This window comes from Rhodococcus sp. AB351 (assembly GCF_049538275.1).
Classification (GTDB): domain Bacteria; phylum Actinomycetota; class Actinomycetes; order Mycobacteriales; family Mycobacteriaceae; genus Rhodococcus.
Genome location: NZ_JBMVFW010000004.1, coordinates 120214 through 133511, shown reverse-complemented (window position 1 = coordinate 133511; position 13298 = coordinate 120214). Strand labels below are relative to the sequence as shown.

Annotated in this window: 14 protein-coding genes; 8 read left to right on the top strand and 6 right to left on the bottom strand. The window is 68.7% G+C overall.

What is annotated here, in order from left to right:
- Positions 1-214: 214 nt before the first annotated feature.
- On the bottom strand, positions 215-838 hold the full coding sequence (locus ACPCXD_RS11140) for a superoxide dismutase (protein WP_060652463.1): 624 nt from the start codon (positions 836-838) through the stop codon (positions 215-217).
- A gap of 297 nt (positions 839-1135) precedes the next feature.
- On the opposite strand from ACPCXD_RS11140, the gene ACPCXD_RS11135 reads away from it, so the two are divergent.
- The 3 genes from ACPCXD_RS11135 (at position 1136) to ACPCXD_RS11125 (ending at position 3656) form a co-directional block, all read left to right on the top strand.
- Complete coding sequence (locus ACPCXD_RS11135) at positions 1136-2230, top strand: acyltransferase family protein (protein ID WP_423659767.1); 1095 nt, start codon at positions 1136-1138, stop codon at positions 2228-2230.
- Between the two features lie 9 nt (positions 2231-2239).
- A complete protein-coding gene (gene msrA / locus ACPCXD_RS11130; protein ID WP_006553397.1) occupies positions 2240-2908 on the top strand; it encodes a peptide-methionine (S)-S-oxide reductase MsrA in 669 nt (222 codons plus the stop codon).
- 157 nt (positions 2909-3065) lie between these two features.
- Positions 3066-3656 carry an Rv1733c family protein gene (locus ACPCXD_RS11125; RefSeq protein ID WP_229566753.1) on the top strand — a complete coding sequence of 197 codons (591 nt, stop codon included), beginning with the start codon at positions 3066-3068 and terminating at the stop codon, positions 3654-3656.
- Positions 3657-3671: 15 nt separating this feature from the next.
- Here ACPCXD_RS11125 and ACPCXD_RS11120 read toward each other — a convergent pair whose 3' ends face one another.
- Positions 3672-4607, bottom strand: a complete 936-nt coding sequence (locus ACPCXD_RS11120; protein ID WP_229566755.1) for an LLM class F420-dependent oxidoreductase — start codon at positions 4605-4607, stop codon at positions 3672-3674.
- 258 nt (positions 4608-4865) lie between these two features.
- Between ACPCXD_RS11120 and ACPCXD_RS11115 the strand changes: the two genes are divergently transcribed.
- The 4 genes from ACPCXD_RS11115 (at position 4866) to ACPCXD_RS11100 (ending at position 8000) form a co-directional block, all read left to right on the top strand.
- A complete protein-coding gene (locus ACPCXD_RS11115; RefSeq protein ID WP_060652314.1) occupies positions 4866-5192 on the top strand; it encodes a rhodanese-like domain-containing protein in 327 nt (108 codons plus the stop codon).
- Positions 5192-6250: a DUF4328 domain-containing protein gene (locus ACPCXD_RS11110; RefSeq protein ID WP_088896840.1), complete on the top strand. Its 1059-nt coding sequence runs from the start codon at positions 5192-5194 to the stop codon at positions 6248-6250. The genes ACPCXD_RS11115 and ACPCXD_RS11110 overlap by 1 nt, the downstream gene beginning before the upstream one ends.
- Positions 6247-7020: a glycerophosphodiester phosphodiesterase gene (locus ACPCXD_RS11105; protein WP_088896839.1), complete on the top strand. Its 774-nt coding sequence runs from the start codon at positions 6247-6249 to the stop codon at positions 7018-7020. The genes ACPCXD_RS11110 and ACPCXD_RS11105 overlap by 4 nt, the downstream gene beginning before the upstream one ends.
- A gap of 62 nt (positions 7021-7082) precedes the next feature.
- Positions 7083-8000: a DUF5926 family protein gene (locus ACPCXD_RS11100; protein ID WP_088896838.1), complete on the top strand. Its 918-nt coding sequence runs from the start codon at positions 7083-7085 to the stop codon at positions 7998-8000.
- A gap of 84 nt (positions 8001-8084) precedes the next feature.
- Here the strand turns inward: ACPCXD_RS11100 and ACPCXD_RS11095 are convergent, their stop codons facing one another.
- From ACPCXD_RS11095 to ACPCXD_RS11085, 3 genes are all read right to left on the bottom strand, one after another.
- Positions 8085-8630: a ferritin gene (locus tag ACPCXD_RS11095; protein WP_229568520.1), complete on the bottom strand. Its 546-nt coding sequence runs from the start codon at positions 8628-8630 to the stop codon at positions 8085-8087.
- Positions 8631-8770: 140 nt separating this feature from the next.
- Entirely contained in the window at positions 8771-9982 is a 1212-nt protein-coding gene (locus ACPCXD_RS11090; protein WP_253249953.1) for an LCP family glycopolymer transferase, read from the bottom strand.
- Positions 9983-10184: 202 nt separating this feature from the next.
- Positions 10185-10991 (bottom strand): CPBP family intramembrane glutamic endopeptidase, encoded by an 807-nt coding sequence (locus ACPCXD_RS11085; RefSeq protein ID WP_088896836.1) that lies wholly within the window; start codon positions 10989-10991, stop codon positions 10185-10187.
- A 195-nt stretch (positions 10992-11186) separates the two neighbouring features.
- Here ACPCXD_RS11085 and ACPCXD_RS11080 point away from each other — a divergent pair, with 195 nt between their 5' ends.
- Complete coding sequence (locus ACPCXD_RS11080) at positions 11187-12488, top strand: MFS transporter (protein WP_026061061.1); 1302 nt, start codon at positions 11187-11189, stop codon at positions 12486-12488.
- A gap of 32 nt (positions 12489-12520) precedes the next feature.
- Here ACPCXD_RS11080 and ACPCXD_RS11075 read toward each other — a convergent pair whose 3' ends face one another.
- Positions 12521-13288, bottom strand: a complete 768-nt coding sequence (locus ACPCXD_RS11075) for a DUF2470 domain-containing protein (protein ID WP_016691823.1) — start codon at positions 13286-13288, stop codon at positions 12521-12523.
- Positions 13289-13298 lie beyond the last annotated feature (10 nt).

The following is a 13298-nucleotide window of genomic DNA, read 5'->3' as shown; positions in this document are numbered from 1 at the left end:
GTCGGTAAGGGGAGAATGCCCGTTTTCTCCGTTGGCACACAAGAGGTGTCGAGTGCCAGCACTTCCGCTCCACCTTTTGCTATCCGCCTCAGCAATTGCTGCGGCGAATGGCGATTTCTGTAGCGGAGGGGGAAGACCAGGCCCCGGAGACGACGAAGGGCGCCGGTCTCCCGGCGCCCTCGCTGTCGGTCTCGCGACCTGTGACCGATCCGTACTAGACGATCAGGCCCGAGGTGGCGGTGCGAGCGCGCTCGAAGCGAGCCTGCACGTCCGCCCAGTTGACGATGTTCCAGAAGGCCTTGACGTAGTCGGCCTTGACGTTCTGGTACTGCAGGTAGAAGGCGTGCTCCCACATGTCGAGCATGAGCAGCGGGGTCAGGCCGATCGGGATGTTGCCCTGCTGGTCGTACAGCTGGACGATGATCAGACGCTGTCCGATCGAATCCCAGGCGAGGATCGACCAGCCGGAGCCCTGGATGGAGTTCGCGTTCGCGGAGAAGTGATCGCGGAACTTGTCGAACGAGCCGAAGGCGTCGTCGATCGCAGCAGCGAGCTCACCCTCGGGCTTGTCGCCACCCTCGGGGGAGAGGTTGTTCCAGAAGACGGAGTGGTTGGTGTGACCACCCAGGTGGAAGGCGAGGTCCTTCTCGAGCTTGGTCGCCTGGGCCGCCATGGTGCCGTTCTCGCGGGCCTCGGCCATCTTCTCGAGAGCGGTGTTCGCACCGGCGACGTAGGTGGCGTGGTGCTTCGAGTGGTGCAGCTCCATGATCTTCGCCGAGATGTGCGGCTCGAGCGCTGCGTAGTCGTAGGGCAAGTCCGGAAGTGTGTATTCAGCCACGAAGGGTCCCTTCTTCACCGGGCCGTCCGGCCCGTGCAGTTATTCCGTACCTTTTCGGGTTTCCACCCAAGTCCATAACTACACCGTCCGCAACATTGGCCGTAATGCGGACACGATCGGACGCCGACTGTGTCGGAGAGCACCCGACACCGTCCCTGCATCCGGAAAACGGCTCTCACCAGCGGGAACAGCTGGAGAACGGGACCATCGGCAACAGCTGCGTGAACGGGACCTTAACATTGGCGCGTGTTTCGGCCCTTCCTGAACGAACCGACACGCGGGGCCGATGCACCGCGTGTGGATCTGCCGGGCGTCGATGTCGTCCGGTTCGTCGCGGTCGCGGCCGTGCTCTACTCCCACATCGCCTTCTACCTGATCGACGACCTCGGAACGGGCTGGTGGGGCATCGACCTCACCTACGAGGTGCTCGTCAAGGGTGCCGGTCTCAACCAGCATCTGTCGTCCGTCGGGGTGACGGCGTTCATGATGCTCACGGGCATGCTCGTCACCCGGTCCGCGATCCGGCAGGACCGTCGGAAGTTCCTCATCGCCCGGGCCGCGCGGCTCCTGCCGGCCTTCTGGGTGGCGATCCTCGCCGCGGTCGTGCTCGTGTGGCTCGGCATCAACGGCACCTTCAGCGGCCACACCACGGTGTCGGTCTCCGAGGCGTTCCTGTCCTTCTTCCTGGGTGCGTTCTTCCTGAAACCGCAGGTGATCGTGCTCGGCGTGGTGTGGACACTCGCCGCACAGATCTCGTTCTACCTGTGGTGCGTGGCGGGACGGTCGCTGCTGCGGACGGCGCCGGTCGCGGTGCCGATGCTCGGCGCCGTGCTGTGCATGCTGGTGCTCCTCTACAACCTGTACGTGCCCGAGCCGTACACGGTGCCGTTCCTGTCGAAGATCGCGTCGACGCTGCCGACCCTGTTCCTCGGGCAGATCGTGTACTTCGGCTGGGCCGGCCTGATCTCGCTGCGCGCCCTGCTGGCGGCGATGTTCGCGCAGATCGCGGTGATCGTGATGGCCACGGACATCAACGTCTACTGGTCGGGCAGCCGCTATCTGTGGACGGTGACGGTGGTCTTCGCGGCGGTCGTGCTGGTCGCGCGGTACGACGGGCGCCTCGCGCGCTCGACCGTCGTCTCCTGGGTTGCGACCCGCAGCTACTGCATCTACCTGACCCACACTCTCGTGATGTACCGGATCTACGAGAACACCGTCGGTCTCGTCGGCGCGACCGCGGCGATCGTGCTGCTGCTGATCGGCTGTGGTCTCGTCGCCGAGGTGCTGTACCGCAGCGTCGAGGTTCCGGCCGCGCACTGGATCAAGAGCCGCTGGCTGGCGCCGAAGCAGGTCGCTTCCGACGAACGGACCGCCGCTCCGACCCGCGCGTAGCATCGGGTCATGTCCTGGTTCGACGAGATCCTCGCCCGTGCAGGTTCGAAGTCGCAGATGGTGACGCGCGAGGACGCGCTCCCCGGACGTGCCGAACCGCTGCCCGTTCCCGAGACCCACTACGTCAACGGCAACCGCATCGTTCCCCCCTTCCCCGAGGGTCTGCAGGCCGCAGTCGTCGGCATGGGCTGCTTCTGGGGCGCCGAGAAGGAGTTCTGGCAGCTCGACGGCGTCTACTCGACCGCGGTCGGCTATTCCGGCGGCTACACACCCAACCCCACCTACGAGGAGGTGTGCTCCGGCCGGACCGGGCACACCGAGGTGGTGCTCGTCGTCTTCGACCCGAAGGTGATCGGCTACGAGCACATCCTGCAGCAGTTCTGGGAGAACCACGACCCCACCCAGGGCATGCGGCAGGGCAACGACCACGGGACCCAGTACCGCTCGGCGATCTACACCCACGACGAGACGCAGATCGAGGTCGCCGAGGCCACGGCCGAAGCGTTCGGCAAGCGCCTGGCCGACGCCGGATACGGGCAGATCACCACGGAGATCGCGCCGCTGACACAGTTCTACTACGCCGAGGACTACCACCAGCAGTACCTCGCGAAGAACCCCAACGGTTACTGCCCCGTCCACGCCACCGGCGTGAGCTGCCCGGTGGGCCTCGGCGCCTGAGAATACGTCCGGCCCGAAGGGTCCGACGGTGTCGCACACCACATCTCCGCTCGCAGTGCGAGTGTGAGATGCGTTGGCGTTCCTTGAACTTCCCCGAAAGCGGACGCATGCTGGAAAAAGGGATCATTCCAGAGGGGGAAAGGGACGGCTTGCCGACATGACGACCAGGGCGGGGTATCTGCGGCGCACACGGCGAAGTCTGCGCAGGCGGGATCCGCTCGTGCGTCGCACCGACAGGCTCGAAGCGCGCTGCTTCACCCTCATGATCGCCGTGATGGCGCTCCTGATCCCCGTCGCGGTGTGGGTGTCCGCCATCATGTGGAGCTCCCAGCTCGAACTCTCCGAGAAGCAGAACGCCGAACGCGTCAGCGTCACGGCCGTCCTCGACGCCGACGCCCTGAGCGACTCCTCCGGATGGGGCGAGACCGTGAAGATCGCCTCGGCGCCCGCGACCTGGGGTTGGGGCGACGAGACGCGTCACGCCCTCGTCCAGGTCGACAGTCTCGCGACCGCCGGCAGCGAGGTGCCGGTCTGGGTCGACGCGACCACCGGCGAATACACGCAGGCCCCGCTGACCACCTCCGCCGCGAAGTTCACCGCCGTGCTGTCCGGGGTGTCGCTGTGGACGTTCTCGTCCGCCGCCGCGGGCGGCCTGTTCGCCCTCGCGCACTGGCGTCTCGAGGTGCGGCGCAGCCGCGAGTGGAGCCGGGACATCGAAGCGTTCCTCGGCTCCACCAGCAGCCACTGACCCGCTGGGCGCGCGTCAGAGATCCGCGACGGCGGGCATGACCTCGTTCGCCACCAGTTCGAGGTGCTCGAGATCGGCGAGATCGAGGACCTGCAGGTAGATACGCTCCGTCCCGGCCTCGGCGAAGGTGCGGATCTTCTCGATCAACTCCTGCGGCGTGCCCGCGAGTCCGTTCTCCCGCAGCTCGTCGACCTCACGGCCGATCCGTGCCGCGCGACGCGCGATCTCGTCCTCGTCCCGACCGCAGCACAGCACGAGTGCGTTCGAGTAGGTCAGTTCCTCGGGGTCACGTCCGGCATCCCGGCAGGCCGAGCGCACACGCTCGAACAGGACCTTCGTCTCGCCCAGCGACTTGAACGGCACGTTGAACTCGTCGGCGTAGCGCGCCGCCAGTGCCGGTGTGCGCTTCTTGCCGGCGCCGCCCATGACGATCGGCGGGTGGGGACGCTGGTGGGGCTTCGGCAAGGCGGGGGAGTTCTCGATCCGCACGTGCTCGCCCTCGTACGAGAAGGTCTCGCCCTCGGGGGTGTCCCACAGGCCGGTGATGACCGCGAGGGACTCCTCGAAGCGGTCGAACCGCTCCTTCAGTGTGGGGAAGGGGATGCCGTAGGCGAGGTGCTCCTCCTCGAACCAGCCGGCTCCGAAGCCGAAGTCGACGCGTCCGCCGCTCATGGCGTCGACCTGCGCGACGGAGATCGCGAGCGGGCCGGGGTAGCGGAAGGTCGCCGAGGTGACGAGCGTGCCGAGGCGGATCGTCGAGGTGTCGCGGGCGAGACCGGCCAGGGTGATCCATGCGTCCGTCGGACCGGGCAGACCCTCGGCGTTCATGGCCAGGTAGTGGTCGGAGCGGAAGAACGCGCCGTAGCCGAGTCGTTCCGCGGTCTGCGCGACGGCGAGGAGGTCGTCGTAGGTGGCGCCCTGCTGGGGTTCGGTGAAGATGCGTAATTCCATGACCCGATCATTTCAGCGCCGGAACCGGCACGGGGCATCGGCGGGCGCCTGTCCACTGTGAGATGTCTCGAGTGTGATTCCCCATGCGTGGATAGACCTGTTGATGAACCTGTGGAAACTGTGGATAACTCCAGCGGATGGGGTTGATGGGGAGTGTTGTGGAGGACCCACCGGCCCCACCTGTGGAACAGGATCGGTACGACCACACCCACATCCGTTCACGCCGCGTGCCACTATTGAGACGTGAGCTTTTCCGACGTGCCCACCGTGTCGGTCGACCTGGTACCCGAACTCGGCGACGAGGTCGTCCTCCTCGACGTCCGCGAGGACGACGAATGGGAACTCGGACACGCCCCCGGCGCGCTGCACATTCCGCTCGCCGACGTGCCCGCCCGCATCGAGGAACTCGACCCCGACGCCGAGATCTACGTGATCTGCAGGCAGGGCGGCCGCTCCCTCGGAGCGGTCGAGTACCTGGCTCGCATCGGGTACGAGACCTTCCAGGTCGCCGGCGGCATGGTGGCGTGGCAGAAGCACGGACTCCCGCTCGTCTCCGAGCGCGACGAACCGGCAAAGATCTATTGATGTCGGCCTATCAGATCTGTGTGCGCTGTGAGAATCGCTGGCCCGTGACCTATCAGCCGCGGCAGTGGTGCCCGGCCTGCCGCGGTGTGCTGCTCTCACCCGTCGCCCCCGACGGGTCGGTTCCTCCGTCGCGCCGCAACTTCCGCTGGGTCGCGCGACCTGCGGGTGGCCCTCCGACGACCGAACCGGCGTCGCCTTCGCGTGGGCGTCCGTCGGCCGAGACCCCGTCCTATCGCGAGATGCCCCGCTGGGGACTGCTCGATCCGCTCCCGGACGAGGACGTCGAACCCGATCGCGCCGAGACCGCCGCCGACCTCGCGCCGACGCTGCTCGTCGGCACCGCCGTCGTCTTCGGTCTCGCGGCCCTCGCCGAGGCCGTCCGGTACGGAGTGTTGCTGTACAACCGCACCCGTCTCGTCGACCCGCTCGTGCTCGCGGTGTCGGATGCCGCGGTATGGGCGACCCAGGTGGTCGGGCCGGTCGTGGCGCTGGCCGCGGCGGTCGCATCCGGGCTGCGGCTGATCGACCTGCGCCGGCGCATCTACGCCGAGCGTGGTCTCGCCGAGTCACGGTCGCCGCTGTCCATCCTCGCGGGACTCGTCGTTCCGGGCCTCAACCTCGCGATGCCCGGTGTCTTCCTCGCCGAGATCGCCGACCGCGACCCGCGCCTGCTCCGCGCGATCCGCACCTGGTGGGTGTTGTGGGTGGTCAACGGCGTGCTCGTCGTGGTGCTGCTCGCGTGGCGTCAGCGCGACACCCTGCAGGCCCGCGCCGACGGTGTCCTGCTCACCGCCGTCCTCGCGGCGCTCGGCGCGGTCGTCGCGCTGTCGACCCTGCACGTCCTGCGCCTGTTCGACGACACCGACCTGTGGGGACGGCCGCTGCGCCGTCACCGGTTCACCCACGCGACCGGCCCGGCCTCGTCACCGATCGCGCCCATCGTCCCCGCCGCCGTGCGCGAACAGGAACAGGCTCGCCAGGACCGGGACGACGTTCCGGACGAGCAGGCCGGAGAACGAGCGGACGACGAGGAGCGCGCCGAGGCGGTGGCGCCGTGACGCGCAGCGCGCATCCTCGGGTCGTCGCGCATCGCGGTGCGTCCGCCGCGCTCCCCGAACACACGATCGGCGCCTACGAACTCGCATTGAAGGAAGGCGCCGACGGCGTCGAGTGCGACGTGCGGCTCACCCGCGACGGTCATCTGGTGTGCGTGCACGACCGCACGATCGACCGCACCTCGAACGGCACCGGGGTCGTCAGCGAGATGACCCTCGACGAGCTCGCGCAGTACGACTACGGGCGGCCCGGCGAGCCTGCCGACCTGCTCACGCTGCGGCAGCTGCTCGAACTCGTCATGGACTTCACGAGCGTGCCGGTGAAGGTCTTCGTCGAGACCAAGCATCCCGTCCGCTACGGCGGTCTCGTGGAGAGCAAACTGCTCGCCGAACTGGCCCGCTTCGGTCTCGCGACCCCGGCCTCCGCCGATTTCTCCCGGGTGGTGGTGATGTCGTTCGCGGCCGGGGCCGTCTGGCGCATCCGCCGGGCCGCACCGCTGCTGCCCACCGTGCTGCTGGGGGAGACCTCGCGTTACCTGCGCGGCAGCGCCGCCACCACCGTCGGCGCGACGGCCGTCGGCCCGTCGATCGCGACGCTGCGCGAGCACCGCGATCTCGTCGACCGGGCCGCGCTGTCGGGGCGGGCCACCTACTGCTGGACCGTCGACGACCCCGCCGACGTCGAGCTGTGCCGCGAGCTGGGCGTCGAGTGGGTCGCCACCAACCATCCCGGGCGCACCAAGCTGCAGCTCGACTCCGCCTTCGATCGGTGAGCACCCCCACCCGGTCCCGCGACCGCGACATCGCGACACCGGTCGCCGTGTAGTTTGACGCCGTGGCCAAGAAGAGCAAGAGAAACAGCGGACCCAAGCCCGGCAGCAATCGCGCCGCGAAGCTCGAGCAGCGCCGACTCGAGCGGGAAGCGGCGGCCGCCGCGACGTCCCGGCCCTTCGAAGGCCTCGCCTTCGAATGCGATCTCGTGGCACTTCGCGAGTTCGTGCCGTCGGCCCTCGCAGAGCTGCCCGCCGCTGCGGACGGCCGTCGCGTCGTGGGTGCGACCATCCTCCCCGGCGGGGTCGCGGCCCTGGTCCGCGAGGAGAACGGTGCGCCGGTCGCGTACGTCGGCCTGCAGCTCGCCGCCGGCTTCGGACCGGACCCGGCGGGTGAACTGGCCGCGGCCCTGCACTGGGCGCACACGGCCGAGCCGGGCTCGTCGCTGCAGGTCGCGAGCGGCGACGACGACACCCCGCCGCTGGCGGAGCTGATCGACCCGGCAGCCGTGCCGGCGATCACCGTCCACAACGATTTCGACTGGTGGATCCCGGCCGGTGTCGAACCGAGCGCCGAGATCGCGCACACCGTCAAGCACGCGAACGAAGCCGTGCTGCCGTCGGCGCGTCTCGAGGGCGACGGTCTGCGCGGCGCGTGGTGGGTCGATCCGGGCGAGAAGGCGCACCTGCGCTGGGTGCGACCCGAGGACGAGGACGCGCTGATGGCGGCGTTGTCGCGCGTGCACGCGGCGGGCGGCCTGCACCTCGGTGAGGGATCGCGGTTCGCCGGTTCGTTCCGCACCCACGGTCTGCTGGTGCCGGTCTTCGACCTCGACCGCGAGAAGCACCCCGACGAGTGGGTCGCCCCGACCATCGAGTTCGGGCAGCGTCTCGACGAGGCCCTCGCCGTGGACGAACCGCTCACCGCCGCCGAGCGCCGGTCGCGCGACGGCCTGCGCAGCCGCCAGGTCACCCTGCGCTGACGCGCTCACGACAGCACGAAGGCCACCTCCTGCAGGAGGTGGCCTTCGTCGTTCCGGGTGGGCTGTCCCCGGATGGAGGAACGATCAGATGGCGCCGCCGGCGGCGAGCGGGGCGTTGCCGCGCGGCTCGCGCACCTTCGAGTTGAGCTCGCGGGCCACGAAGTCCTCGAGGTTGAAGAGGTTGGAACCGGCGCGGTCGGCCACGGTCAGCAGGGTCGTCATCGTCGCGACCTCCTCGACCTGCTCCTGCAGGAACCACTGCATGAACTGCTCGCCGAGGTAGTCGCCCTCGTCGCGCGCGGTGCGGGCGAGCTCGACGATCTGGTCGGTGACCTTCTTCTCCTGGGCGAGGGCCAGCGCGATCGGCTCGCGGGCATCCTCGAACATCGACTGCACCGCGTCGACGCCGGTGAGGTCGACGGCCATATCGCGGTCCAGGAAGTACTGGACGATCATCATGGCGTGGTTGCGCTCCTCGACGGCCTGCGCGTAGAAGTGCTTCGCCAGCTGCGGGAGATCGGTGTTGTCGTAGAAGACCGCGATGGCGATGTACTGATGCGACGCCGTGAACTCGTGGCGGATCTGGTCGTGCAGCAGCGTGTGGAACTTGGTCTTGGTCATATCGCCCATCGTCGTCATGATCACGACGTTAGTGCAGGTCAACGCGTTTTTCATCCAAGTGTTGGCTACCCTTCCGCAAGGCAGCATCGGCTACCCTACGGAAAATTCGGACAGCCTTCCCCAAGATCGACAGCGATTCGCGGCGTCCGTCAGGGGGCCGGAGCGAGCAGTTCCGGCGGGATCGGGTCGCCCTCCGAGATGGCCCCGAAGAACGGTACGGCGCGCTCACGATCCCACAGCAGGACGTTACCGATGCCGTAGACGTCCTCGAATCCGCCCACCGGAACGGTCGTGGTGACCGTCTCGCCGCGCATCGCCCACGCGAGTCGCGCGAGGTTCCACAGATGGTCGCCGTCGTCGACCCGCAGCGACCCGGCCGCACCCGACATCAGCGACCACGCCCGGAAGGGGTTCAGGAAGGTGCCGGGGCTCGTGGCCTTGCTCAGCAACGCCGACAGGAACAGGCGCTGATTGTTCATCCGGTCCAGGTCGGCGAGCGGAGTGGCGCGCGTGCGCACGAAGCCCAGGGCCTGCGCTCCGTTGAGCTCCTGACATCCGGGTTCGAGCCTGAGTCCGGCGAGCGGGTCGTCGATCGGATAGGGCACGCAGATGTCGACCCCGCCGACCGCGTCGACGATCGACGCGAACCCGCCGAAACCGATCTCGGCGTAGTGGTCGATATGCACGCCTGTGGCGCCCTCGACCGTCTGCACGAGCAGTTGCGGCCCGCCCAGTGCGAACGACGCGTTGAGTTTGTCCTGGCCGAAGCCCGGGACGCTCACGTAGGAGTCGCGGGGCAGGGAGACCATCGTCGTGGCACCGCCACCGGGCGGGATGTGGACGAGCAGGACGGTGTCGGTGCGGTCGGCGCCGACCTCCCCGCCGGTCGCGAGTTCCTGCTCCTGCTCGGGGGTGAGTCCCACCCGGCTGTCGGAGCCGACGAGCAACCAGTTCGTGCCGGGGGTGTCGCCGACGCGCCCGTCGTAGTCGGCGAGCGCATCGACGCGCGCGAGCTTGCCGTCGAGGTAGATCATGCTCGCACCCATCGCGACGACGAGCACGACCAGGACGATCGCGAGTCGCCGCAGGATGCGCCGGGCACCGAGCGGACGTCGCGGTGCCGGCCGTGAAGGCGGTGCTGCGGGACGTCGCGGGGGTCCGGGCGGCGGTGTGTTCCCGCGCGGCGGGCGACGGTTCGGGGCGGGTTCGGCGAACCGTTCGGGTCGCTGCGTCGGTGCCCAGTCGCGTCGTTGCTGCGGAAGCGGTTGCTGCCGGTCCTGCCTCGGAGCAGGCCGGTAGTTCGGCGCGGGCGCCTGCGACCACGCCTGCGGTGACTGCGGCCGTCCGTCGCGCCGCAGCACCTGGGTGCCCTCGGGGGACGGCGGGGGAGCGCCCCGGCGCTGTGACGGAGGCGGTCCGGCGGGTCGTTGTGGCGGTACCCCGCGCTGCGGGTTCGGCGGTACAGCCCGCCGGGGAGGAGGGCCCTGCGGGAGAGGTCCCTGCGGAGGCCGCGGCCGGTTCCGAGGGTCGCGAGGGTCGCCGTTCACCCGGACAACTCTACGTTCAGGGCAGCCAGGAGACGTGGCCCCTCAGTGCTTGGTAGCCCACGAAGGCGATGGTGTCGATGAGCGCGTGGGCGATCACGAGCGGCCACAACCGGCCGCTTCGTTGCCAGTAGCGCCCGAAGACGAGGCCCATGACGACGTTGCCGAACCCGCCGCCGATGCCCTGGTAGAGGTGGTAGCTGCCGCGCAGCAGGGCGGAGGCGAGCAACGACGAATTCTCCGACCAGCCGAGCTGCCGCAGACGGGTGAGGAGATAGGCGACGACCAGGATCTCCTCCGCCCCGGAGTTGGCGATCGCCCACAGCACCTCGGTGGGCAGTCGCCACCAGTAGTCCTCGAGCAGGCTCGGCGCGACCGTCAGGTTCAGGCCGGCGGCCCGCGCCACCAGGTACAGCGCCAGTCCGGGGAGTCCGATCAGGGCGGCCAGTCCCACCCCGGGCAGCACGTCCCGGCGCAGGCCGGGTCGGGCGAGGCCCGCGAGTCGCGGTCCGACACCGCTGCGCCAGAGCAGGTACAGGCCGAGGGCACCCCAGGCGAGCAGGCGCACGATGCCGAGGAGTTGGCGAGCGAGATCGATGAACCCCTGCGACGAGCGTGGCGTGTTCAGGGCGACGGTCTGATCCGACAGCGGTTCCGGTGCCAGTGCCGCCTCGGCCAGCGACAGGATCGACGAGATCCCGCTCAGGCCGAAGGTGACGAGCAGGACGATGGTGATCTCGATCCACAGCGCGCGACGCTCGGTGGGGTCGAGGGGCGGCTCGGGATTGCGGGATGCGGGCCGCAGCCAGTCGCGGAGGGTCGTCACCGGAGCGATTGTGCCGGACCGTGGGCGGTCGGGTCCTCCGCCGCGGGGAGGCGATCCACCGGTTCTCGGTGATGTGTCCAATTTGACAGCGGTCCTTGTGACCCATCACACTTCAACACGCCCGACCGATCGATCGCTCGGGTGCGGATAGGGGCCTGTGAGCCGAGGGGAAGTCTGCGACCCGGAAGTAGGGACATGAACATCGAAACACCTGAGAAGAATCCAGCTGCAACAACTTCGGTGACTCTCGCATCGAAGAAGAAGTCTCTTCTCGCCAGCTCCGTGGGCAACATCCTCGAGTGGTACGAGTGGAGCGCCTACGCGGTGTTCGCTCCGTTCATCGCCGCGGCGATGTTCAACAGCGACAATCCGGTCTCGGCGCTGCTGTCCACGCTCGCGGTCTTCGCCGTCGGATTCCTGATGCGACCGCTCGGCGGCATCGTGTTCGGCCGTATCGCCGACAAGCGCGGCCGTAAGTTCGTGCTCGTCACGACCATGCTCATGATGGCCGGCGGCAGCCTCGTCATCGGGCTCATGCCCACCTACTCGTCGATCGGCGTGTGGGCGTCGGTGCTCCTGCTGTTCGCCCGCGTGGTGCAGGGCTTCGCGCACGGTGGCGAGTCGGCGACCGCCTACTCGTACGTCAGCGAGATCGCGCCGCCGCATCGTCGCGGCATGTGGGGCAGCGTCGCCTTCGTCGCGATCTTCGGTGGTTCCGTGCTGGCGTACACGATCGGCGGAGCGGTCACCTCGACGCTCTCCGAGAGCGCCGTGGGCGAGTGGGGATGGCGCGTGCCGTTCCTCCTCGGCTTCTTCCTGGCACTGTTCGCTCTCTACCTGCGACGCAGCATGGAGGAGAGCGAGGTCTTCGACCAGCAGGAGACCCGGGTCGACGAACCGCGCATTCCCCGCAAGGTGGTCGTGCGCGCGATCCTGCTGATGATCGGCATGACCTCGGGTGTCACGGCAGCGCACTACACGTGGACCTCGTACGTTTCGACGTACGCGATCACGCAGAAGGGCATGGACGCCGACACCGCCTACTGGATGCTCGTCATCGCCCAGGTCATCGCTCTGGTCTCGCTGCCCTTCTGGGGTCGGCTCTCCGACCGGATCGGCCGGCGCCCGATGCTCGGTGGGTTCGCGGTCCTCATGTTCGCGCTGCAGATCCCGTTGACGTCGATGATCACGTCGGCCGGGTGGACGCTGCTCGTGTCGACCACCCTCGCCCTGCTCATCGTGTCGATCCCGGGTGCGATCCTGTCGTGCACCCTCTCGGAGAGCTTCCCGACCCGCCTGCGTACCCAGGCCATCGGGTTCGCGTACTCCTTCTCGGTGGCGGTCTTCGGCGGCACCGCGCCCTACCTGAACCAGCTGCTGACCAGTTGGGACATCGGCTGGATCTTCGGGGTCTACATCATGGCGCTGTGCGTCGCGACGGGCGTCGCCGCGTTGATCATGAAGGAGACGAAGGGTATCGACCTGCAGAAGGTCTGATCGTTCGGATGATCCCTGCCGCCGCGTACCGCTCAGGTGCGCGGCGGCAGTCCGTTGCGGAAGGGGCAGCCGACGAGCAGGCGCAGTGCGCGACCCAGGGCGGCGGGATCGTCGACCGGTTCGTGGAAGGGGATCCGCACGTCGTGGTCGTCGCCTTCGGACTCGACGCGCAGGCGCAGCCCGTAGCGGTCGAGGCCGAGGGGACGGATCCGTCCGCCGCGATGCGCGGGCGGGATGCGTCGCGCGATCTGCCGCACGATGTCGGCGTGGTCCTGTTCGAGGTGCTGGAGCCACTCGGTCTCGAGTGCGGCGAACGGGTCGGGTGCGGCGTCGAGGACGTCGGTGACGTCGACCGCCTCGGCCCCGGTGGTGTCGGCGGCGACGACGGAGTCGAGCGTCAGGCACAGCAGTTCGGAGCGGTGTCCGACGTCGAGGAGTTCGGGGTGCGGGAGGATCTCCGCGATCTCGGCGGCGAGCCGGCGCGGATGCTCCACGGGACGCAGGGTGCCGCTGAGCCAGATGAGCGACCGCACCGGATTGCGCAGGGCGATCGGGGAGTGGTCGGTGAGCTCGAGCATCGCGGGGATGCCTGCGCTGCCGGCCTGCCAGGCGAGTGCGACGGGGAGGCTGTCCTCGGCGACGACCACCGCGACCTGCCCGTCGTCGAGCAGATGGTGGACCGAGGTGGGGAGCGGGTCGCAGCCGTCGATCGCGAGCTGCGTCGTGTCGGCACGGATGAGGGCGGTGCGTACGCGTTCGGCCGTGGTCGGCGCGGGGATGACGGATGTGGTGGTCTGCATGCCAACCCTC